23 protein-coding genes and 1 tRNA gene are annotated in these 23,353 nt (G+C 41.8%); 12 read left to right on the forward strand and 12 right to left on the reverse strand.

Annotation, left to right across the window (positions count from 1 at the left end):
* Positions 1-196: 196 nt before the first annotated feature.
* The 4 genes from AC1DXF_RS13800 to AC1DXF_RS13815 all read right to left on the reverse strand — a co-directional run bounded on the left by AC1DXF_RS13800 (position 197) and on the right by AC1DXF_RS13815 (position 3,706).
* A complete protein-coding gene (locus tag AC1DXF_RS13800) occupies positions 197-1,339 on the reverse strand; it encodes a FecR family protein (RefSeq protein WP_477449321.1) in 1,143 nt (380 codons plus the stop codon).
* 35 nt (positions 1,340-1,374) lie between these two features.
* The gene (locus AC1DXF_RS13805; protein WP_477449322.1) at positions 1,375-1,908 is read right to left on the reverse strand and encodes an RNA polymerase sigma factor; all 534 of its coding nucleotides are present in this window, start codon (positions 1,906-1,908) and stop codon (positions 1,375-1,377) included.
* A gap of 585 nt (positions 1,909-2,493) precedes the next feature.
* The gene (locus AC1DXF_RS13810; RefSeq protein ID WP_477449323.1) at positions 2,494-3,219 is read right to left on the reverse strand and encodes a DUF4397 domain-containing protein; all 726 of its coding nucleotides are present in this window, start codon (positions 3,217-3,219) and stop codon (positions 2,494-2,496) included.
* Between the two features lie 43 nt (positions 3,220-3,262).
* Positions 3,263-3,706, reverse strand: coding sequence for a DUF2141 domain-containing protein (locus AC1DXF_RS13815; RefSeq protein WP_477449324.1), 444 nt, complete (start codon positions 3,704-3,706; stop codon positions 3,263-3,265).
* A gap of 372 nt (positions 3,707-4,078) precedes the next feature.
* Between AC1DXF_RS13815 and AC1DXF_RS13820 the strand changes: the two genes are divergently transcribed.
* From AC1DXF_RS13820 to AC1DXF_RS13840, 5 genes are all read left to right on the forward strand, one after another.
* A complete protein-coding gene (locus AC1DXF_RS13820; RefSeq protein WP_477449325.1) occupies positions 4,079-5,116 on the forward strand; it encodes a sensor histidine kinase in 1,038 nt (345 codons plus the stop codon).
* Positions 5,097-5,861 carry a LytR/AlgR family response regulator transcription factor gene (locus AC1DXF_RS13825; RefSeq protein ID WP_477449326.1) on the forward strand — a complete coding sequence of 255 codons (765 nt, stop codon included), beginning with the start codon at positions 5,097-5,099 and terminating at the stop codon, positions 5,859-5,861. The genes AC1DXF_RS13820 and AC1DXF_RS13825 overlap by 20 nt, the downstream gene beginning before the upstream one ends.
* Positions 5,862-6,118: 257 nt before the next feature.
* Entirely contained in the window at positions 6,119-6,328 is a 210-nt protein-coding gene (locus tag AC1DXF_RS13830) for a hypothetical protein (RefSeq protein ID WP_477449327.1), read from the forward strand.
* Positions 6,329-6,719: 391 nt separating this feature from the next.
* A complete protein-coding gene (locus AC1DXF_RS13835; RefSeq protein WP_477449328.1) occupies positions 6,720-7,214 on the forward strand; it encodes a thioredoxin family protein in 495 nt (164 codons plus the stop codon).
* Between the two features lie 187 nt (positions 7,215-7,401).
* Complete coding sequence (locus tag AC1DXF_RS13840; RefSeq protein ID WP_090640317.1) at positions 7,402-7,593, forward strand: hypothetical protein; 192 nt, start codon at positions 7,402-7,404, stop codon at positions 7,591-7,593.
* Between the two features lie 54 nt (positions 7,594-7,647).
* Here the strand turns inward: AC1DXF_RS13840 and AC1DXF_RS13845 are convergent, their stop codons facing one another.
* The 8 genes from AC1DXF_RS13845 to AC1DXF_RS13880 all read right to left on the reverse strand — a co-directional run bounded on the left by AC1DXF_RS13845 (position 7,648) and on the right by AC1DXF_RS13880 (position 13,210).
* Complete coding sequence (locus AC1DXF_RS13845; RefSeq protein ID WP_477449329.1) at positions 7,648-8,322, reverse strand: energy transducer TonB; 675 nt, start codon at positions 8,320-8,322, stop codon at positions 7,648-7,650.
* Between the two features lie 150 nt (positions 8,323-8,472).
* Positions 8,473-9,159, reverse strand: a complete 687-nt coding sequence (locus AC1DXF_RS13850; protein ID WP_477449330.1) for a peptidoglycan DD-metalloendopeptidase family protein — start codon at positions 9,157-9,159, stop codon at positions 8,473-8,475.
* A gap of 9 nt (positions 9,160-9,168) precedes the next feature.
* Complete coding sequence (gene rbfA / locus AC1DXF_RS13855) at positions 9,169-9,540, reverse strand: 30S ribosome-binding factor RbfA (protein WP_177183692.1); 372 nt, start codon at positions 9,538-9,540, stop codon at positions 9,169-9,171.
* 140 nt (positions 9,541-9,680) lie between these two features.
* On the reverse strand, positions 9,681-10,055 hold the full coding sequence (locus tag AC1DXF_RS13860) for a hypothetical protein (protein ID WP_477449331.1): 375 nt from the start codon (positions 10,053-10,055) through the stop codon (positions 9,681-9,683).
* Positions 10,056-10,064: 9 nt separating this feature from the next.
* On the reverse strand, positions 10,065-11,291 hold the full coding sequence (locus AC1DXF_RS13865; protein WP_477449332.1) for an ABC transporter permease: 1,227 nt from the start codon (positions 11,289-11,291) through the stop codon (positions 10,065-10,067).
* 266 nt (positions 11,292-11,557) lie between these two features.
* Positions 11,558-12,196: an MBL fold metallo-hydrolase gene (locus AC1DXF_RS13870; protein WP_477449333.1), complete on the reverse strand. Its 639-nt coding sequence runs from the start codon at positions 12,194-12,196 to the stop codon at positions 11,558-11,560.
* A gap of 166 nt (positions 12,197-12,362) precedes the next feature.
* Positions 12,363-12,435: transfer RNA gene (locus AC1DXF_RS13875), tRNA-Met, on the reverse strand.
* 160 nt (positions 12,436-12,595) lie between these two features.
* Positions 12,596-13,210: a C40 family peptidase gene (locus tag AC1DXF_RS13880; protein ID WP_477449334.1), complete on the reverse strand. Its 615-nt coding sequence runs from the start codon at positions 13,208-13,210 to the stop codon at positions 12,596-12,598.
* Between the two features lie 133 nt (positions 13,211-13,343).
* On the opposite strand from AC1DXF_RS13880, the gene AC1DXF_RS13885 reads away from it, so the two are divergent.
* From AC1DXF_RS13885 to AC1DXF_RS13915, 7 genes are all read left to right on the forward strand, one after another.
* Positions 13,344-13,937 carry a TlpA family protein disulfide reductase gene (locus AC1DXF_RS13885; protein WP_477449335.1) on the forward strand — a complete coding sequence of 198 codons (594 nt, stop codon included), beginning with the start codon at positions 13,344-13,346 and terminating at the stop codon, positions 13,935-13,937.
* 11 nt (positions 13,938-13,948) lie between these two features.
* Positions 13,949-15,502, forward strand: a complete 1,554-nt coding sequence (locus AC1DXF_RS13890) for a PAS domain-containing protein (RefSeq protein WP_477449336.1) — start codon at positions 13,949-13,951, stop codon at positions 15,500-15,502.
* A gap of 453 nt (positions 15,503-15,955) precedes the next feature.
* The gene (locus AC1DXF_RS13895; RefSeq protein WP_477449337.1) at positions 15,956-16,780 is read left to right on the forward strand and encodes a M57 family metalloprotease; all 825 of its coding nucleotides are present in this window, start codon (positions 15,956-15,958) and stop codon (positions 16,778-16,780) included.
* Positions 16,781-16,868: 88 nt separating this feature from the next.
* On the forward strand, positions 16,869-19,661 hold the full coding sequence (locus AC1DXF_RS13900) for a S8 family peptidase (protein ID WP_477449338.1): 2,793 nt from the start codon (positions 16,869-16,871) through the stop codon (positions 19,659-19,661).
* A gap of 149 nt (positions 19,662-19,810) precedes the next feature.
* On the forward strand, positions 19,811-21,235 hold the full coding sequence (locus AC1DXF_RS13905; protein ID WP_477449339.1) for an inorganic phosphate transporter: 1,425 nt from the start codon (positions 19,811-19,813) through the stop codon (positions 21,233-21,235).
* 10 nt (positions 21,236-21,245) lie between these two features.
* A complete protein-coding gene (locus AC1DXF_RS13910; protein WP_477449340.1) occupies positions 21,246-22,067 on the forward strand; it encodes a universal stress protein in 822 nt (273 codons plus the stop codon).
* A gap of 98 nt (positions 22,068-22,165) precedes the next feature.
* Complete coding sequence (locus AC1DXF_RS13915) at positions 22,166-23,278, forward strand: metallophosphoesterase family protein (RefSeq protein ID WP_477449341.1); 1,113 nt, start codon at positions 22,166-22,168, stop codon at positions 23,276-23,278.
* Positions 23,279-23,353: the final 75 nt, after the last annotated feature.

Consider the following 23,353-nt stretch of genomic DNA (forward strand, 5'->3'; position numbering starts at 1 on the left):
TTATAATTGGGTTTTTACTAAAGACCGCTTCTGAGAAAAATGGGTGAACGAAATTTTTAAAAAAAATGTTCTGTTAAATGCCGGTAAGGAAAAAAATAATTCAACAGACCCTTTTAACCTACAAAACCGCGCTTATCTGGAAGCCGGTTTTGTATAAATTGATATGTGCTTGCGGGAATTTGCTTTTGGGGCAGCCTTACTTTATATGTAAAACATTGTCTTTAATAATAGCATCCACGCCGGCAGAAGATTTTAGGTTTTGGATAAAAACCTGCACTGGTTTGTTTTTTTCAATAGCGCCGCTAAATGTGTTTTCAGCTCTGCCGGCATCGTCAAAAACAACCTTCAAATTAAACCAGCGCTGTAGTACCTCGCTTATATCGCGCAGCTTCTGGTTATGAAAATAGTATTGGCCATGCATCCAGGCCAGTTCTGTGCCAGCATCAAATGGTTGCCTTAAAAAGCCGGTTACGGGGGTATAAACAGCCTGGTATCCGGGCTTAAGTAAAAGTTTTTCGTTATGCTGGCCACTTGTAGATACGCTACCCTCAACAAGTGACGTAGTGGTCATATTTGGATGGTAGCTATTTACATTAAACTCGGTGCCAAGTACCTGCACATTTGTTTGATCGGTATGAACAATAAAAGGGTGGGCCGCGTTTTTGGCTACTTTAAAAAAAGCTTCGCCGGTTAAATAAACTTCCCTGTTGGCACCTGTAAATGAAAACGGAAAGCGCAAACTTGAAGCCGAATTAAGCCAAACCTGTGTGCCATCCGATAGGGCTATCTGGTAGTCTAATTCTGCCGGTACAATAAGGGTATTCCAGGTTTGAGCCTTATCATCGCCAAGCGTATAACTCAGGCCATTGGCCCCTTTTTTTATATTGGCAAAAGGGGTGTTAATAACGCTTTTGGCGGTGTCGGATAAATCAATTTGTTGTCCGTTGGCCATCCGCAGCTCTATCGATGGCTTTTTTGTTTGTTTTACGGCTACTGAATTGGTAACAGGTTTTGCCTGCCAATAATAAACGGCCGAAAGCGTAACGCACAGCAAGGCAGCAACCGACATCCATTTTATAAATCCCTTTTGCTTTGATTGAATTGCCTTTACCTGTTCAATTTGGGGTTCAATTTTATCCCAGGCTGCATTTTCGTCTATATTGTCAAAAAAGAATTTAGCTTTATCAGAGGTTAAAGTATCCTGCATTTCCATCCAAAGTTTTGCAACTTTGGGGTCTGCACGTATGGCCTGCTGAAGTATATGGTCGTCCTCTTCACTTATCGCCCCTGCAATTTTGTCAATTATTAGTTCCTGAATATATGTTTTATTATATGTCATTATATATAAGACCAGATTTTGAATAAAAGGGTGAACTACCTTACGTTTTTTACCCCGTCCCGCATGGTTTTAAAGGCCAGCTTTAAGTGTGTTTTTAACGAATTGACGCTGATACCCATTTCATAGGCAGCTTCCTTATACTTTTTGTTTTGATAATGTACCAAAGTTACGGCCTGGAACCGCTGTACAGATAAATCTGCCAGAATTTTTTCAACATTAATTTCCCCGCATATAACTTCCTGCTCTTCTTCTATTTCTGATATTGTGTATTGATAATCGGCTAGTTTTTTTTGTCTCACTGCCTCTTTCTCAATTTCTTTTAAACAACGGTTGCGGATAGCAGTAGTTAAATAAGCCTTTAGCGATGAATTGATATTGTTAAACAGCTGTCTTTCCCAAAAGTCGACAAAAAAAGCCTGAACCATATCCTCTGCTTCCATTTCATCCTTTAAAATATAAAAGGCCGATATAGTAAGGAGTTTGTAGTATTTTTTAAATAGCAGTTCCAAGGCTTCCTTGTTGCCCATTACTAATAGCTCCATAATTTGAGCATCATTCAGGATTTTCATGAAATGGTTTTAACTGGTTAAAAATCAACAGACAGGCGCCTATCAAAAGCTAAGATATAATATTTATTGTCAAAGTCACAATTAAAAGAAAATTTTGTAAAAAATAATTTATGCATATATCTATGAGACGAACTTCAGATTAACGGAATTGGAAAAACTGCATGGCTGGTGCGGAAAAGCGGCGTTAAACAAAATCGTCAACTGCTTTTTTGATAAATTAACAGAAAACCTGTTATATCAATACCCTTTATTGAAATTAAAGAAATTACAGCCAGCCTTTTTTACAACAACAATAACCGCTTCAGGTTGATTGTTATACCGTAATAATGCGTTTTTTATTTGGGAGGTTAAGGTGCAAAATGGTATTTTATTATTTTAAAATTATAAAAATTAAGTGTTATTTAAACAATAATGCGTTGGGTGAAATTAGCTTTTAAATTTCTTCCTTCTTTTCAGCAATAAAGATTGATAGTAATTTCAGCCATATATAATACTGTGGATTTATATCAAACCCACCAACAACTTGCCAAAAAAAGGCCGGCTTGTGATCACAAGCCGGCCTTTCACAATAAATAAACAAGCGTATTAATTGTGCAGCACCTTATTTAAACTAAGGCTGCCGTCGCTTGCATCACTGAAGAACAGGGAATATATTTTACCCGCCTGCAGGTCGGCCACATTAAAGTTGCCGATATTTTTCCTGGAGGCCGTGCCATATAGCTGTACCGATAGCGTTCCCGGATCAACATATTTGTAACCGCTTGCAATATTCCTGCTGATATTGGTTACCAGATCGTCGCCTGATGCATCTTTGATATTGATATCCGAAGGCGCGTTATCGCTTAAGTGGATAAATTTGATTTTTACCTTGCTATTATTAGGCGTTGCCAGGTCATCTTCAAAAGATTTAACCCGGGCCGATGATCCTTTGCCTGCCATGTACACTGTAAAACTTACGCCGTTTGTTGTATAAAGTTCGCCGGACGCATAAACATTGGTCGCCCCTTCATCTTTGAATTCCATAACCAGCCTTTTGCCTGAAGCGGTAGTGATATAAGGAGAGGCATTGGTATATTCAAGTCCGCCGCTTACCAGTACCGAATTAGCAATTGTAAAACTTTGTGGCCCCGAAGTTGACGCCGCGTTAACTACTTTGATATTGAATTGTCCTGAAGGGTCGATTGTGTTTTTTTCGCAGGATGAAAAAGATATGGCTGTGGTGAGCATTGCTATACCGGTTAATAGTTTGCTATAAATTGCTGATGTTTTCATGTTGTTTTTATTGAGGTTGATTTTAAATGTATTTTTCATATAGGGTGATAGTTTCTTTTTATTGAGGCTTCCCCGGGCGGGTTTACATATATTTTACCCTGATGTCGATTTTGGCCGTTGATTTTAAATCGACCTTAAAATCATCGAATGCCGGCTTTTTAAGCTTTTCCATAAAAAAGTTGGAAAAACCGAAACCTTCTTTGGGCATTCTTATTAAATTTTTGTCAATTTTTCCGTTTTCATTTTCGTCGTCGATAAGGGTTATGCCATACGTGCCCGGCTCCAGGTTAACCATTACCGTTAGTGTACCGTTATTAATCGCTTTCTTATCAAATGTGATCTTTTTGTAAGGCTGTTCCTTGCCGTAGCTTTCATTATCTTTAAAAACATTAAGAATGATTTTGCCCCCGGCAGATCTGATCCCGGTAATTTTAACCTGTGTTTCCGGGGCTTGTATATAAGAAGCAAGGGAGATAAACAGCAGGCCAATAAGCATGTTGATGCTAAATACAGTTGTTTTTTTCATAGTTGTAAAAATTTAATTTTAACATTAATTGAAGGCGAATGTACCGGCCGGGTTAACCAGGCGCTATCAAAAACATAGTGAAACGGGCATAATTGCGCCTGAAGGTTATGTTCAATAGTTTGAATAAACGTGCTTTTATTAGGGTGACGGTTTTATGAATGGTAAACAATCATATAAATTGGTTAGCGAAAACCGCGCTGTGGTAACTTTGATGGGCGATAGTTTTGAAGTTGCCGGCAAGGCTGCTTAACTTAAAGGTTTTGGCCGGTTATTTGCCTTTTCGGCCCGGTATCGGAGTAGTTGGGGCGTGCTTTTGCCCGCTTCGGTTTAACATCCTTACTTACATTCAATCTATTAGGTACATTTGCTTATATGCATGAAAAATTACCCGTAAAACGTTTAAATCGCTTAAGCTGGTTACTATCGGTAATTATCGGCGTTATCTTTTACCTCATCATTTCCCGCAGCGGCTCTGCAGAGCCTGTATTGCCTTATACGTTATTAACCATGTCGGGTATTTTGTTGGTTGGTTATGCCGATGTCGGCCTTATGGTCATTCTGTTGGTGCGATATCCGTTACGGTCAAAAAAATTTACTTTGTACCGCCGCTTGTTAACCTACCCGGTAAGCGTATTTATTTACCTGGCATTATGGCCCGTTTTTGCTTATGTGGCCCATAAAAAGTGGTCGTTTTGGGATGTTGGTTTGTTTTTTGCCTTTGTTGGGTCGGGTATTGTGATTAATACAATGATTATGCTTTTACACGATTCGGTTTTGCTATACGAGCATAAACTATCTAGCGAGCTGGAACTTTCAAGGCTAAAGGCGGCCAATGCCGAGGCTACCAACCTGCTGTTAAAACAGCAGATACAACCTCATTTTCTGTTCAACGCGCTAAATACCCTTAAGGCCTTGTATCATAAAGATGTGCAAACTGCCGATACTTATATTGTGCATATGGCTAATTTTTTAAGGGCATCCATATTTCATCATACATCAAACGTATCCAAACTGGAAGATGAAGTGAGCCTGTTATTTGATTACCTGGAAATGCAGCGGATAAGGTTTGGAACCGCGCTAAATTGTACCATTACGCTGCCCGAAGAAACCTTAAAAGGGTACTACCTGCCATCGTTTTCGCTACAGCCACTGTTGGAGAATGCCATTAAGCACAACAATTTTACCCGGGAAGATCCGCTTTGCGTAACCATTAGTCAGCAGGATGACTGGTTGGTTATCAGTAATAACCGGCAAGTGAAAAACATTAAAGTTGCATCAACCAATTATGGCCTGGCCAACCTGGCCGAAAGATACCACATATGGTCGGGAGATGATATTATTATTAAAGAAGAACCGAACTCGTTTTCGGTAACTATAAAGTTGTTAAAGAATGAACATCGTAATCATTGAAGATGAAGGCCTGGTTGCCGAAGACCTGGAGCTGAACATCAGGAAACTGATGGATGAACCCGTGAATATTGTACAAATAAAATCGGTCAAAGAAGGTCTGGCATATTTCAAAACCGCCGATGCGCCGGACTTGATTTTTAGCGACATTCAATTGGGCGACGGGCTTAGTTTTGAAATTTTTGTCGCCGCGCTTCTGTCAGTACCGGTTATTTTTTGTACCGCCTATGACGCATATGCCTTGGATGCTTTTAAAGCCAATGGAATAGATTATATCTTAAAACCTTTTACCAGCAAAACGCTGAACGACGCCCTTCAAAAGTACGGGCGGTTAAAACAATTGTTTTCTACAGATCAGACTCCACAGTACGAGGCCCTGATTCAGATGCTGGCCGGCAAGGATACACAAAAAGCGGCCTCGGTATTGGTTTATCACCAGGACAAGATAATTCCGGTTAACCTGGATGATATAGCCATGTTTTACCTGGCCAATGAAATTACCCACTTGCTTACATTCTCGGGGAAAACGTTTTATCCAAATAAAAACCTCGACGAACTGGAACGGATTTCGGGGAACTACTTTTTTAGGGCGAACAGGCAATACCTGGTTTGCCGGAAAGCCATTACAGATGTATCTAATTTTTTTTCGCGAAAGCTTTCTATAAACCTCAATGTGCCTTTTGGCGAAAAGGTAATTGTAAGTAAAGGTAAGGCCCCCCAATTTCTTAGCTGGCTTGCAAAAGGCTGATATGTATAAACGCCTTGCTATGGTTTCCCATTGTTAATATTGAACAGCTCCGGATTATTCCGGTAAACTTAATCTGCATCTTTTATCTTTCTTATTCCGCTTCCGGCGTCACTTTGTCCGCTTCGGGTATCTTTTGTTATTAAAGCAGCCTGGTATCATGCAAATTTGATACTGTGAATGCGGTTAACAGCCGCTTTAACATCACCAGGAAATTTGTAAAAATTAATGTTAATCGCTTCGTCGCAAGAAAAACGGACATGTTTGAAATTTTTAAAACTAATGTTAAAAACCCGGCACACGCAAATGCGCTGATTGTAGTGCTGCAACATTATTTGCCTTTTGCCGAAATAAACTTCGACCTGGATGATTGTGATAGTATACTGCGGGTCAAGGGAGGCAAATTTTGTACGCTAACCATTATTCAAATACTTGCCGACCTGGGTTTTGAATGCCATGTATTAGTGTAACAAAGGTGCTTTCTGGGCAGTTCAATATATCAATCCCTAACAGCTTTAATTGCGCAAAAAAAAAGCCCCGCTTTACGCAGGGGCTTCACACATATTAACTATTTATAACTGAAAAAACTCAAGTTTAAATAAGCGTCTGCACGTATCAGCCCCCAACGGGTAAATGGAATAAAGAGATATAATTTGGGTATGTTATATCAAATTTATTATTCTTAAATTATCATTCAATTTCAGAGTTTTCCACAATGTGTTTACAAGTGCCTTTTTTAAGCGTTTTTTATGCTTTTTGTGTAATAATTTTAAAACAACATGCATAAGCAGCCGGTTTTTATGTAAATTGGGTTGCTTATATAAAACTATAAACCCAATTATCTAAGCATGTATGCCCGCTATGAAAAAACTGTTTTTAATTGCCCTTGTGTTTGCATTTGCTTTAAGTGCCAGGGCACAGGAGAAACCTCATATATACAACCCAACTGCCGATGCCAGGGCCGAAATTACGGCTGCCGTTAAACAGGCGGCTAAGCAGCACAAAAATGTACTACTGCAAATTGGGGGCAACTGGTGCAGCTGGTGCATCAAATTTAATAACCAGGTAACAGCTGATAGTGCCCTTAATACCTATATGAACCAAAGCTACGTTGTTTTACACGTAAATTACAGCCAGGAAAACACCAACGATGCCGTAATGACAAACCTGGGGTACCCGCAACGTTTTGGTTTCCCGGTATTTATAGTATTGGATGATAAAGGCAACCGCCTGCATACCCAAAACTCCGAATACCTGGAAGAGGGCAAAGGCTATAGTAAAGACAAAATATTGGGGTTTTTTAAAGCCTGGTCGCCCGGGGCGCTTGATCCAAAAAGTTATAATAAAACCAAATAGACCATTTTTATTGGTAAGCTATTGGCCAACAACAGCTTACCAAAAAGTAAACATTTATCAATATCGGCACCATTGTTTTGTTGTTGTAATAAATCCGATACAAAAGAAATTTTATTTTCTAAAGGTTAAATATTTTCTCAATTGTTAATTATCTTAGTTTATTGTTTCACCCTTAAAAATCAAACTTATGGCAAAGCACACCACTCTAAAACGAGGTCAATTACTTAAGTACATTGGTAAAAGGTGGAAAAATCTGAACATTAGCAGCCCCATCATGAAATTTTTAGGTTATGATGGTAATGGCTTTGCCGATGTGTGGGTTGAATACCAGGGCCGCCTTATGCTGCTGGCCATTGGAGAGGTTGAACTGGCAATTTAGCCAGCGACATCTGTTTTCACAAACAAACTCAAAAAGCCCTGGTCGGTAAGCTGATCAGGGCTTTTTGTTGCAATATTTTTGGATAAAGCTGTCGGCCTTATCGCTGCCTATGTTACGGATAAAATTCCAATCGGTACAGGCGCCTTCCAGGTCATTTTGCTTTAACTTCTCGTTGGCCTTGCTAAGGATATCGTCTATCAGCTCGTCATCAAAGCCCAGTTGTTTTTTAAGGGCTATAATGGTAGCCTCTTTGGATAGATCGGCCTTGCCCTGGTATTTATTGATGTAATAATTGGTAACAGCATTTTCAAGTTCTTGCCGGTTTTTATAATCAGTAATTGCGGCCTGCATGTCTTTTATGGTCGATTGCCCGCAAAGCGTTTGATCAGGATCAAACCTGATGGGCTGTATCAGGTTGGTTGTGGGGTTATAGCCCACAGGCAGCGTCCATAGCCCGGATGTAAGTTTGATAACCCGCAGGGCTTCGTCATCCAGGTCGATACCGGGGCCTTGCTGTACTTTGGCATCCGTTACCCGGCCTTGTTTATCGAGCCGGAATGACACGTTTACCGTACCCGAAATACAATTACGGCTCGAATATTCCGGGTAAACTATTTTCGATTTCAAAAAATCGTCCAATGCCCGTTGCCCGCCTTTAAAAGCAGGCTGGGCACCGGCGGTGAATACTGCTGCTATTGCCGTTACACTGATGAGCAAGTGCTTTATCATAGTATAAATATCGACAATAAAACGGGAATAATGTTTGGGGATATAAAGAATGTTTGGTGATGCGTGTGTAGATAACGGGGGTAATTAGCAGTTGTAAAAATCAAGAGATTGTGAAGTAAGATAATAACATCCCTTGAAGTTTAAAAAGAATTAAAACCCCAGCACCAACACCGGATCTGGCACATTAGCCCTATACTTTTCCATCTCTGAGTATTTGCATACGCCCGGGTAATCGCCAAACTTACCTTCCATATCAAACATCAGCTGAAAATGCAGGTGTGGAGGCCATTGGCCGTTTTCGGTATTGTTGCCAAGTGTGGCTATTTGCTGATCTTTTTTTACCGGCATATCAACAGTCAATCCCTGCAAACTTTTCCGGCTCAGGTGGCCGTAAAGACTATACAGCGTTAAACCCTGCAGGTTATGTTGCAGTATGATGCATGGCCCATAATCGCCCTGGTTATTGTTATCCTGGAAACTATGCACTTTGCCATCGAGCGGTGTATAAATGGGCATATACGCAGGCCCCCAAATATCAACACCCAAATGCAGGCGCCGGGGTTCATCTTCTGTATCAAAATGAGCGCTTACAGCGTAAATAGTGCGGTGCTCCATGTAGCCGCCAACGCCGTAGCGGCAATTATTGGCCTTTAGCTTATCGCTTACCCAACTGGTAAACCGTTGGGTATCGGCAATAACCTCGGTACTCAATTCGGTATTTGCGGCGGTAAAATCCAACGGAAAAAGCCGGTCGGTGCCGGCATCGTAGTCAACCACTTTGCCAATGGCACCGGGGTTGTTTTGTAAATAAGTTTTCAGCTGTTGGTGCCGGTCCATCTATATCAACTATTCGGTATCGGGCTGGCGCTCTTCCTTGCTTATTTTGTCGAAGATTTTATCCATACGCTCTACATATTCGCTGGTATCATCTACAAAAAACTCCAGCTGGGGGATAATCCTTACCTGGTCTTTAATACGGGCACCCAGTTTGTAACGAATTTCGGAGGCGTGCAGCTTGATGGTTTGCAAGGCCAGCTGCAAATTGGTGTTGCCAAAAAAGCTTAAAAATATTCGGGCAATGGCCAAATCGGGGGTAACACGTACTTTGGTTATGGTTACCAGGGTATTAGGCAAATAGTTCATGCCTTCGCGCTGAAAAATGGCGGCCAGGTCTTCCTGTATTACCCCTGCAAATTTTTGCTGACGTTTTGATTCCATGATGATTAGTTAACGCCAATTGAGGCAGATGTTTATTTATTTGGTTCCCTTTATGAAGTCGGAAGTCTTTAGTCTAAAGTCCAAAGCAGAAAAGTTAGATTTTTCTTTCTGACTTTGGGCTTAAGACTTTGGACTTAAAACTAATTACACATATCCTGTGGGATCTCTTTTGTTATTTTTACTACTTTTTTTACCACGAGGGTGCTGTCATACTCCGAGCCCATGCCCTCTTTGCCCGATTTTAATTTTACACCCTCTACCTCAACATATACAGGCTCATAAGGTTTTTCGAAATTCATTTGAGAATATTGTAATTCCAGCCGTGCCGAACTATCGGTAACCCAAAACTCCTGGCCGTTATCGCAATCCTTAAATGATTTTATCTCGGGGCCAAAACTATATAAACCTTTATAAACAATGGGCTTATCTGTTTTATCCGGTTTCCTGTTACAGGAGGATGCCGCTATAAAAAAAATAAATAAAAAGGCGCAATACCTAAAATAGCTTATCCTCATATAACAAATTTACAAATCCTGTTTGATTTCGTCCAATCCTTTGATGCTTAATCGTGCACTTATTCCTGATGCAATTACAGAAATTGCGCCAACGGTTAAAAAAACCAACCCAAAATCGGCTATTTCCAGGTCCACTGGGTAAGCATCCAGCACTGTTAACATAGCCCCCATTTTTATTAAACCATAGTGCTGTTGCAACAGGCAAAAGCCAAGGCCCAGGGCAATGCCAACAATGCAGCCAAATACAGATATCATCATGCCCTCGAAAAAGAAAATGCCCTGTATTAACATTTTATTGGCTCCCAGGCTGCTTAAAATGGCAATATCTGCGCGCTTGTCCATAACCAGCATGGTTAACGAACCAATGATATTGAATATTGCAATAATAAGCACAAAAGTCAATATCATAAAAATGCTCCAGCGCTCATAGTTCAGGGTTTTATAAAGCTCGGTGTTTTGCTCTTTGCGATTTTTTACCGTGAAGTTTTTTCCGATGGCATCAATTATTTTGTTTTGCACCGATGTAAGGTTGGTCCCTTTTTTATAAGTAAGTTCCAATGAGCTCACTTCTTTAGGCTGATCGAGTAAATCGCGCGCAAACTCGATGGGGGTTACCACGATATCGTCAAAATCCTGCTGAATACCAAACACGCCCGATACGTTTATAGAGCGCACCCTGAACTCGTCAAGCGGGTTCGCCGAGTTTACGGTGGTGCGGCTGGGCGAATATATTTGTATCGGCAATAATTCGTCATGTACATTGATGCCCAGGCTGCCCTGGATGGTCGACCCGATAACCGCGAAATTTCGTCCCTCGCTTTTTAGGGTAAAGGAGCCGTTTTGAACCGTGCTATCCAGTTGTTTATTTTTTAAAAAATCGTCGCTTACGCCTTTAACCGTCCCCAAAAATGGTTTATCTCCATATTTTATCAGTGCTTTTTCCTGTAGCACCTGGGTGAACGAAAACAATTGCGGGTCTTTATGCAGCGAGGTAAAATAAGGCGTATTAGGATCAAAGGTTTTACCCAGGCGGGTCTCTATCTTAATCTCCGGTGTAAAATTGCTATAAAGCGACAGGATCACTTTCTCGAACCCGTTAAACACCGATAAAATAATAATTAAAGCTGCGCTGCCAATTAATACCCCAAGCATGGATATGCCCGAAATGATATTGATGGCGTGCATCTTCTTGCCCGAAAACAAGTATCTTTTAGCTATGTATACCGAGGTGTTCAATTTAGGTTGTACGTTTTACGTGGTAAGTTATACGTTTTTTTGATTAGTTGAATGTTTATAATGTTGTATGTTTTACGTGGTAAGTTATACGTTTATTGATTAGTGCTCGATTTTTCTTTTCGGTCACGTATAACATAAAACATCCAACGTATAACCTCCCCAATTGCTAAGTCAAAAAAGTTATACGTTTTTTTGATTAGTTAATTGTTAATTTTCTTTCAGCGACGTATAACGTAAAACGTCCAACGTATAACCTCCCCAATGTGCTAAGTCAAAAAAGGATTGTTTTGTTTTTCGTAACCGATAGTTGTTTCGGGGCCGTGGCCGGGATAAACGGTACAATCATCGGGCAGGGCGAACAATTTGTTTTCGATATTATCTATCAGTTGGTTAAAATTACCGCCGGGTAAATCGGTACGGCCAATGCTTCGCCTGAACAATACATCGCCGCCAATTAAAATATTGGCAGCTTTATCATAAAAACACAGCGAGGCCGGCGAATGGCCGGGGGCGAAAATGAGCTCTAAAGCAGTATTACCAAACTTTACGTTGCCTGTTTCGGGCAGGTATTCATCCGGCAGTGGCGATACCTCATACCTGATACCCATTTGCGGGGCATATGATACTACTGCTGTTAATACCGGCAACTCGCCCCTGTGAAATTGAGGTTTAAGGCCGTATTTATCAAATACAAATTTATTACCCAGTACATGGTCAATATGGCAATGGGTATTCAGCAGTAAAACCGGTTTTAAATTATTATCCTTTATAAAATTTACTACTGCATTTTGCTCGGTAGCGGTATACATTCCCGGATCAATAATTACGCATTCGCCGGTTTCGTCATATAAAATGTAAGTGTTTTCCTGGTAAGGATTGTTCTCAAATGATATAACTTTTGCCATGGGGTAAAAGTACGGATTTAATTTGTTGGGAAGCCGCCATTTTTGATTCCCGTGCCAACGGGGGCGGATTTTTTATTATCAGTTTATTCAGCCGGTTCTTGCTTAACAGTTAGCTGGAGATTAAAAAAGCCTCAAATCTTCCGACTTGAGGCTTTCGACTTAAATGTAGCGGGAGCAGGACTCGAACCTACGACCTTCGGGTTATGAGCCCGACGAGCTACCAACTGCTCCATCCCGCACTGTTTTGATGGGTTGCAAATGTATGATAAGTTTTGGCATTGGCCCCCGAATGTTGGAAGAATAAATGCAAGTATCCAATATGTTGCTCGTTTTAAGGTAGTTAAATATTGGAGATGAAGTAATAAAGGGGTGCCTGCTATGGCAACAGCCGCAGGCTTATTAACGTGCGGCCATTTCGGGGTACATATTGGCCTGGTTATTATCCGAAAATACCCGTATGGTGCGCATATAACGCCCCATGTAGTAGTCGTTCATAGTTGTAAGGGTTACGCCGTTTGCCTCGCCCGATGTGGAATGGATAAAGGTAACAGGCTCACCGGGCATCGATATAATGATGCCGATATGGCCGGCCCGGCGGGTATGTTTTTTGGTGCCGGTAAATAATATCAGGTCGCCAAATTTGGCATCCTTTAAATCTACCCCGCCCTGAACGCCGGTAAAGTCAACCGAGCTCCTGGGGATAGAAATGCCGAAATGATTGAATACGTAGTTAACAAAGCCGGAGCAGTCAAAACCTTTTTCGGGATTGGTTGAACCAAACCTGTAAGGGATGCCTTGCAGCGATTTTGCAAAAGCTATTAATTCTTCGGGGCTGGCGCAGCCGGTTGAGATGGCTGTATCAATAACCGGCCTGGTGTAAGCGGTGTAATGCAGATGTCTTTTTGCAGATTTAGCCACTTTATGTTTTTTACGGACTGCACGGCGCGCGTCGGCCGGGCTATTAGCCGAAATAAGGAAAAATAAAAGGGTAAGGGTTCCCAGATAAAATCGCATCCGTAATGATAAGAAAAAAATCTGTTTACATTTTTATTTATAAAAAAAATTCCGGGTAAGGGCAATTAATTCCTTTTCTTCATAATATGATTATAATAAGTAACTTTTGAAGTATCATTACGTAAAAAACAGGATGAAAAAGCTCGTGGTGGGTATTTGGCTATTTTTTTTACTTGGCGCTGTTGGGGCTTTATTTTGGTATAACCAATTAATTTATCAATTACCAACCCCTATCCCCAAAAACTATAAACCGGTTTACCAGGGGCAGCTTATCAGTTTAAACGGGAAGTTAAAAAATGAAAAACAGCCTGTTTTCTTTCACTTTTTTAACCCGGATTGCCCGTGTTCGAGGTTCAACATAGCCAATTTCAAATCGCTGGTAAACCAATACGGCCGCCAGGTACATTTTGTAGTGGTAGTATTAAATAACGACTATTATACAGCCAAACAAATCCAGGATAAATTTGATTTAACTATTCCGGTGATATTCGATCCGTATATTGCAAAGGCCTGTGGCGTATATTCAACACCCCAAGTTGCGCTGCTGAACCCGCGCCACGAGTTATACTACCGCGGCAACTATAACCGAAGCAGGTATTGTACCGATGAAAAAACAAATTATGCAAAAATTGCTATAACGGGTTTATTAGCGGCACAACCTAAACTGGCTTTTAGCGACCTTGCGCTTAGGGCATATGGCTGCCAGTTACCCAATTGCAATAAATGATTATTTAAAGTATGTACAACCAAGCTTCATTATCACATCAGCCCAATGCTCTCCTTTTTGGTGTAAAAGAGCGGTCGGATAGAATAATGAATTATTTTTTGGTCGCCTATTTTATAGTAGGCCTTTTTTGGGCAACGTTTTATAGTACCTGGCTTATTGCGTTTGGGGTAGGAGGTATTTGCTTAATAGCCTACTATTCTACAAAATTACTTTTGCGGGGTTCAACATTATACCAATATGTTTTAAGTGCCGTGTTTGGTTTATTTATGGCCCAATTCATTTACCAGATGCACGGAATGTTTGAAATGCATTTTTTTGCTTTCATAGGGTGTACTGCCATGATCACTTATCAAAACTGGAAGCTTCAAATTCCGATACTTGTGGTGATTGTTATCCACCACGCGCTATTCAGCTATCTTCAAGATGCCGGCGTGGCGGGCATATACTTTACCCAACTCAGCTATTTTGACCTCCGCACATTCGTGATACATATAGTTTTGGCCGCGGTTATCTCATTTATTTGCGCGCTTTGGGCATTTCAACTAAAAAAGTATAACGAATTGCAAGTTAATCAGAGCATACAAATGGCAGAGATGCAAAAGGAGGTGCAATTTTCGCTGGAGCGAAGACAATTATCTGAAGAAAAGAACAGGATACTGGAAAGCATAGGTGATGCTTTTTTTGCTGTAACCCACGATTGGATTGTTACTTACTGGAACAATACAGCCGAAAAAGTACTGAAAACGCCCCGGCATACCATTTTAGGAAAGAATTTATGGGAGGTATTTGAAGGCTCGATAAATTCAGAATCATATAAAAGGTACCACGAAGCAATGGCTTCGAAACAATATACTCATTTTGAAGATTATTTTACGCCACTGGAAAAATGGTATGACATTAGTGCCTACCCGGCAGATGACGGCCTCTCGGTTTTTTTTAAAGACATTACCGAACGCAAAATATCAGACCTCTTACTACTTGAATCTGAAAAAAGGTATAGCGATTTATTTGATTTAAGCCCCTTGCCCAAATGGGTTGTGGATATAGAAACCTTACGCTTTTTAGATGTAAATGCCGCGGCTATAAAAAAATATGGGTATAGCCGGGATGAATTTTTGTCGATGACAATAAAGGACATCAGACCGCAGGAGGACGCTGCGAAAGTAGAAAAAATTGTAAATGAGCCGGTTGAGCCTAATTTGTTGATCAATAGAGGGACTTTCACTCATAAAAAGAAGAGTGGCGAGCTTATCCAGGTTGATATTCAAAGTAACAGCATGGATTATAGGGGCAAAAAAGCCAAACTGATTATTGCACATGATATTACCGACCAGCTGAAACATATCATTGAAATTGAAAAGCAAAACACAAAACTCAAAGAAATATCATGGATCCAATCGCACATTATCCGGGCTCCGCTTGTGCGGATAATGGGCTTAATCCCTATCATAAAAAACATGGCCCCCGATGATCCCGAAAGAGAAAAGGTATTGGAATACCTGGCCTCGTCGGCAAATGAATTGGATGAAGTGATTAAAAATATAACTCAAAAAACGAGTAGTTAATTGAGAGGCCGATAATTTTTCTGCGATTGGCCAAATCCAGGAAAAACAACTGAAAGATCACATTAAAAAAGAGGCCATAATCAGCCTCTTTTTAACTTATATACATTCCTGAACATAGTATCCTATCAAGACTTCTTTTTGCAGAACGCCCCTCCTTAGGGTATTACTAAACCCGCTATTTGCTTCCGGTTGCGCGTTTGTTAATGAAAAGTAATAGCAAATTCACAAATAACCAAAGGGTTATATGTTTAATGCGGAAAAAAAATTAATTGTCATTTTTTGTTTTTTAGAAAAATAAAAATTAATTTACGCTTAACTAAAAATTAAAATTGTAATTGTATACAATTAACCGAATAATATAATTACCCGATAAGTTATATTATTTCAATGCTGGCCAGCCAATTGTAGTTTTTAGGAAAACCTTACAAACATAACTTAACACGAAAAGCACACATGAAAAACAAAGTATTACTAACAATTGGCCTTGGTGCCATTGTTGCTGCGTCCGTTCTATTTTCTTGTACTAAAAACAACAGCCAGCCGGCAAAGCAAACCACAGCTGTTTCGGCTGATGTATTAAAAAAGATAAGTGACCTGGGCTTTAGCACCGACGAAGTTAGAAAGCAGGGCGATAATTACCTGGTAGAGGGGGATATTCTTTTAACTTCGGCCAACTTATCAGAAGCAAGCACCAGCCCCAATTTAAGGATTGCCGAAAACGAGCAGTACCGGACCACCAACCTGGTTAAAAGCCTGCCCAGGACAATTACTGTTTCGGTATCAAACCTGCCAACTGTTTATGCTACAGCAACAAGCAATGCGGTGGCGCGTTACAATGCGTTAGGCCTTACTATCCAATTCCAGGTGGTAAGCAGCGGCGGTAATATCCAGGTAATTGGCTTTAACGAAGGGCCAAGCGGTGGTTACATTACCCTGGGTTCGTCCGGGTTCCCAACGTCAGCCGGCGATCCTTATAGCCAAATTCAAATGAACACCAATGCTCAGGCTTACGGTACCAATCCCGATGTAAATTATTTAACCTCGGTTTTGCAGCATGAGATAGGCCATTGCATCGGTTTCCGCCATACCGATTATATGAACCGTGCGTTTAGCTGCGGCGGCAGACATGTTAATGAAGGCAGCGCAGGTATTGGCGCCATCAACATCCCGGGCACCCCTACCAAGGCAGATGCCGGATCATGGATGCTGGCTTGCTCATCGGGTACCGACCGTACTTTTAATCCGAATGATGTGATAGCCTTAAATTATTTATACTAAACATTTGTAATACTATCGGGTATTATATTATTTACTACTATTAATAAGGGAGGGCGGTGCTCTCCCTTATTTTTATTAATCTTAAAGCATGGTTAAAAAATTACTGCCTTTTGTTTTTTTGCTTTGTTTTGAGTACTCCTGGTCGCAGCAAACAACGGGCGACAAAATGATCAAAGATCTTTATTCGGCAACAAATAAACCTGCATTAGCCGACTCTGTTAATTTTTATGTTGTTAAGATCAATAAACGGCCATTTACGCCCTCCGCGAATGCGCGCGTTATAAAAAGACTTTCATACAATTATTATATTGTAGCATCAAACAAACCCATCCCCCAGAATGCAGATTTTGAAATAATAGCCCCCGCAAACTCCCTGTGGAAGGCATCAGATAATCTTGCCCTGGTCACCCAAAAGCATCCTAACAGCAGTAAAACGATTACCGTTGATATTACCCTGAATAATACCACCGCGCAGGGTGAGGTAAAAAAATATGGCGAAATAACAGCCACAAACGGCAATAGGGCAACAGTCAATATCCCCATTAATAAGTTAAATGAATTATTACAGCAACCCTATGTTGTTTTTGCAGATAATACCCGCAAGGCACACGCCGAATTGGCAATCAGCGATATTGATTTGGGTGCAAATACCATTAGCGCGATACGGAGCAATTACCCGGACATCAACGGGCAGGGCATCAATGTAAGTGTTAAGGAGAGCAGGTATGATAACGATTTGGATCTGCTTGGCCGCACGTTTGAATCTTTTCCGGCATCAGCTACAACTTCCGGGCATGCTACTACCATGGCCACCCTTATTGGCGGTAATGCAAACTCGTTTATAAAAGGGCTTGGCGCCGCGCCTAAGGTGCGTTTTACATCTGCCGATTTCATCAACCTGTTTCCTGATAGCACCACTGTTTTTAAAACGTTCGATATAGGCCTCCAAAACCACTCCTATGGTACCGGCATTGAAAATTATTACGGAGCCGAAACCGTAGCGTATGATGAGCAGGTATCAGCAAATGACAGCATTGTACATGTGTTTTCGTCGGGCAATGTTGGGCTTACCGCACCGGCTACAGGCGTTTATAACGGTTTACCGGGCGTAGCCAATTTATCGGGCGATTTTAAGCAGGCAAAAAACGTGTTGGTGATAGGCGGTACAGGCCGTACAAATATCCCCGAAGATTTAAGCTCTGGTGGGCCAGCTTATGATGGACGCGTAAAGCCCGAGCTGGTTGCCGATGGCGAGGACGGAACATCAGGAGCCGCGGCCCTGGCTTCGGGCGCTATTGCTTTATTACAGCAGGCTTATAAACAAACGCATATGAATTTGCCCCCGGTTGCTTTAGTAAAGGCGTTGCTGATCAATTCGGCCGATGATATTGGCAACTCCTACGTCGATTTTAAAACCGGTTATGGCAAGTTAAATGGCCTGGAAGCGATGCGTACCTTACAGGAAAACAGGTTTAACAGTGGGGTGGTAGCTGAGGGAGCGCAAAGTGATTTTAGGATAGATGTATCCCCGGGTTCAAAAGAATTGAAGGTATCAATAGCCTGGACAGACCCGGCCGCCCCGTTAAACGCGCCCGAGGCGCTGATTAACGACCTCGACCTATCAATTTCAACGCCCGATGGAAAAACTATTTTACCCTGGACGTTAAGTAACTTCCCTTCGCTCGATTCGTTGCACAAGCCCGCGCAAAGGCTTACAGATACGTTAAACAATACGGAGCAGGTGGTTATTGCAAACCCGGCTGCCGGCAGCTACACCATATACGTAAAAGGCCGCAAAGTGCCATCAGGGCCGCAAAAATTTTACATGGCGTACCAGGCAGCCCAGGCAAATAAGTTTGAATGGATTTATCCGGCAGCTGCCGACCAGCTTTTTGCCGCCGATGATAATTACCTGCGCTGGCAAAGCTCGTTCGGTGCAGCACAGGGCAAACTCAGTGTAAGCTACGATCATGGTTTAACATGGCAAGCCCTTAACAACGTAACCATAAAAAATAATTTTTATGATTGGCAGACGCCCGGGGTATTTGGCACTGCCATCTTAAAAATGGATATCGGCAACAGCTCATTTTTAAGTGCCGAATTTAATATTTCGGCTCCGATAGGACTAAAAGTGGGCTACAACTGCACCCAGGGCACTTTGTTACATTGGATGCCACAGCAAGGAAGTACGAGCTACGTGGTTTACACCATTAAAGACAACCTTTTACAAAAACTGGCCACAACAACAGATACCATGCTCATTATTCCGGCACAACAACAAACCTCCAAATATTTTGCCGTGAGCGCTATGGGCAATGGTTTTGAGGGCTTAAAAAGCTATACCATTGATGTTACCACGCAAGGAGTGGGTTGTTATGTGAAAACATTGCTGGCAAATGTAACGGGCAATAAAGTTTTATTAGATCTTTACCTGGGCAGTACCGTGAACCTAAAATCCATTACCTGGGAAAAAATGACAGGCCCTGCCTCGTTTAGGTCAATCGGTGCTTCGCCGGTAATTACAAACCAGCTTAGTTACCAGTTTACGGATGCGGCACCCAAACAGGTACAGTATTACCGGGCCAAACTGATCACTACCGATAACCAGGTTATTTATACCGATACCGTTGAAGCCGTTGTGTTGCAAAACAAGCAGTTTGCCGTGTACCCAAACCCTGTTGATAAACAATTTACCATTTTAAGCGGCGATATCAACAATTACGACTTTAAATTATATGATGCCAGCGGCAAACTCAGCATAACGCAAACGCTCAACAATCTGCAAAATACGGTCGCGGTGAACCTTAATCCGGGTATTTATGTATATGTAATTTCTTTAGCCGGCCATGTGGTGTATAATGGTAAGCTGATAAAGCTATAGGTGTTTAATGCTGATATTGTTAGAAATCATAAACAATTAAATAACAAATAATTAACCATGAATTGGTATTAAAGCAATGTTTGAAGCTGTTATTTGAGAGCGGGTTAGAAAGGCTAAATAAGCCTGCCGGGGCACAAACATAATTTGATATGCATATTTCAATACTTGCAGCCACACTTCCTTTTATTGGCCAGGTTAATTTAAATGGTTATTTACTGATTGTCTTTATTGTCTGCATCCTGGCTGTTATCGGGTTCGAGTTTGTGAATGGCTTTCACGATACTGCAAACGCGGTAGCTACCGTAATATATACCAGGGCTTTGAAGCCGGCATATGCTATTCCGTGGTCGGGCTTATGGAATTTTTTAGGGGTATTTCTGGGGGGCGTAACAGTGGCCATGGGTATTTTAAAACTTGTGCCGCTTGATGCTTTGATGACTTTGCCTGTAAGCGTTGGCGCCTGCCTGGTATTATCGGTGTTGCTTGCCTCCATCATCTGGAACCTGGGCACCTGGTATCTTGGTATTCCGTGTTCCAGTTCGCATACCATGATTGGCGCCATGATTGGTGCGGGCCTGGCCTTTACCTGGTATTACCACGGTCCCGGCGTAAACTGGAGCAAAGCCGAAGAGATAGGTCTGTCGCTTATTCTATCGCCCATTGTTGGTTTTGGCGGCGCGGCCCTGCTTATGTTGTTTTTAAAGCATGTGACTAAATCACATGCCCTGTTTCATATCCCGACCGGCGAAAATGACAGGCCGCCAATTTTAATCAGGCTTTTACTCATCACCACCTGTACCCTGGTTAGCTTTTTTCATGGCAGTAACGACGGGCAAAAAGGTGTTGGTTTATTTATGCTTATCCTGATAGCCTTTTTACCTGCCCGGTTTGCCGTTAATCATAATATAAGTAATGATAAAGTTTTGGCGGCGTTTAACCAGGCCAGTCTCGTGATAGCTAAAAACACCACCGCAAACAAAGCCCCCAATAGTGAATTTATAAGACTGGCAACTATAATTGGGCAGGCAAAAGCCTCGCTGGCCGAAAAAAATGAAACCGATGTTGCCAAAACTTACCGTTACCGTAAACAGGTAGAGGGAACTGTAAAGGCAATCCGAACGGTGCTTAAAGATAATAAGATAAAATTGCCGGCAAATGATCGTGATATGCTTACATCGGCATCCGATGAGCTGGAACATGTAACAGATTTTGCGCCGGTTTGGGTTATCGCCATAATTTCCGTATCGCTTGGGCTGGGTACCATGATTGGCTGGAAGAGGATTGTAGTTACCATTGGCGAAAAAATTGGCAACGAACATTTAAGTTATGCGCAGGGCGCCACGTCCGAAATTGTTGCGGCATCAACCATTGGCCTTAGTACGGCATTTGGTTTGCCGGTAAGTACTACACACGTGCTTTCAAGCGGCATTGCCGGTGCTATGGTTGCTTCGGGCGGTAAAGGCAATCTCAATAATAAAACCATAAAAAATATTGCGATGGCCTGGGTGCTCACTTTACCGGTAGCAATAATTTTAGCATCTTTATTATTCATGTTTTTCCATTTGTTTATTTAAAAGGCCAAAAATGAAACAGATTCTTGTTGCTTCCGATTTTTCAAAAAGCGCTGCCAACGCAATGGCCTACGCTATGGAGCTGGCCACCGTACTAAACAGGGATGTTTGCGTTATACATGCCATACATCCTACCGAGGGCATTAACAACAGCACCTACAACGCTATTTTTATTGAAGACTATTATAACAACAAAAGGGAGGCCTTAAAAGAATGGGTGGCCGAATTTACCCGGCAGGATGTTTATGCCTCGGTTAAGGTTAGTACCCTTTGCGATGTAGGTTTTTTAAAAAATGTAATAACCCGTTATGTAGATGGAAACCCGGTGGAGCTTTTAGTGATGGGTATAACCGGCGCAACAGGTATCGCGGGCATTGTGGGTAGTAATGCAAGTATGATGGTAAGCAAGGTGAAAACGCCTACCTTAATCATTCCGCTGGAAAGCAAGTTCTCCAGGGTGCCGGTGATTACGTTGGCTACAGATTTTGAAACCCGATTGTCTGCCGACGATGTAAACGCTTTGAACGAGATGGTGGAGGCATTTGCATCGGCAAAAATGCAGGTGTTATATGTAGCCGATAAGCCCGACGATAAACATATCAAAATAGGGGAAGCCAAATTAAGCAGCCTGATAAAAAATGCCGAACTTGATTTTAACTATATTAATAACAGCAGCGCTATAAATGGCATTGTTGATTTTGTACAAACGCACGAAACCGATATCCTTTGCCTGGTTAAACATCATCATAATATTGTTTACCGGTTATTTACACGAAGTACAGTAAACCAGGTAATAAATAAATCAGTTAAAGCTATCCTTGTGCTGCACGAATAATTCGGCACAGCAAACCGTTAGTGGCGGCTACTTAAACTTTTGTTCACCTTCAATTTATATTTGTTTGGTATGTTTGATCTTTCGATGATTAACGCTAAATGACAATATCCCCTAAATATACCACCCCCGTTTTTAAAAAAGATCAGCCCGACGATACCTATAAGTTTTTGCCGCCGCCGCCGGGAAAGTACCCATACCATTTAAATGTTAACGACATATTGCCCGATATAAACGATAACCGCATGGTATTTCATGTAGTGGGCGATACCGGTGGCTTTCGCGACCCTGATTTTCAGAAGAGGGTACCCAATGCCATGACCTCACAGTATCAAACCTCGGTGGCAGCAAACAGGCCTTCGTTCCTGTATCACCTAGGCGATGTAGTGTATAGCCATGGCGAAGAAAAATATTACAAGAGTCAGTTTTTTGATCCCTATAACAATTACCCCGGCCCCGTATTTGCCATAGCCGGCAATCACGACAGTGACATAAACCCCAATGTCGATAAGCCATACCAAAGTTTGAATGCCTTTGCTGCTGTTTTTTGCAATACCCAACAACGGGCAATACCATTTGCCGGCGACAGCCCACGGAAAAGCATGGTTCAACCCAATATTTACTGGACGTTGGATACGCCGCTTGCCACGATCATTGGCTTGCACAGCAATGTGCCCAAATATGGCGTAATAACGCCCGAGCAGCAGGAGTGGTTCCTGCAGGAATTAAAGTCATCGGTGCAAAACCATCCAGAAAAGGCATTGCTGGTTTGTATCCATCACGCGCCATACTCGGCCGATGTTAATCATGGTTCCAGCTTGCCCATGATCGAATTCCTGGAAGGAGCTTTTGGCGAAACCAATATTTGGCCCGATATGGTACTTAGCGGGCACGTGCACAATTACCAACGTATCAGCAAGCGTTATCCAAATGGCATCACCGTGCCATACATAGTAGCCGGCGCAGGTGGTTTTGACGAACTGCATCCTGTGGCCCATATCGATGACGAGCGTTTTAGCGCCGGAAGCGAAGTTCTGAATGGAGCCGACTTGGTGTATTCATGCGATACCCGGCATGGTTTTGTCAAGGTAATATTGGAACGTACAGATAATGGGCTAAGCCTGGGTACGGAATATTATGCGGTACAGGATAAAGAGGTAGTCCTTGTGGATACCTATAATAAACTTGTGCCGATGCAGCAGCCTGCAAAGTAAAGCCACTTTGCTTGAATTTTAAATCCGAAATCATCGGTAAAATTGCCGCTCAATTTTAAAATTATAAATTAGCAA

The organism is Mucilaginibacter sp. P2_A5 (genome assembly GCF_056404995.1).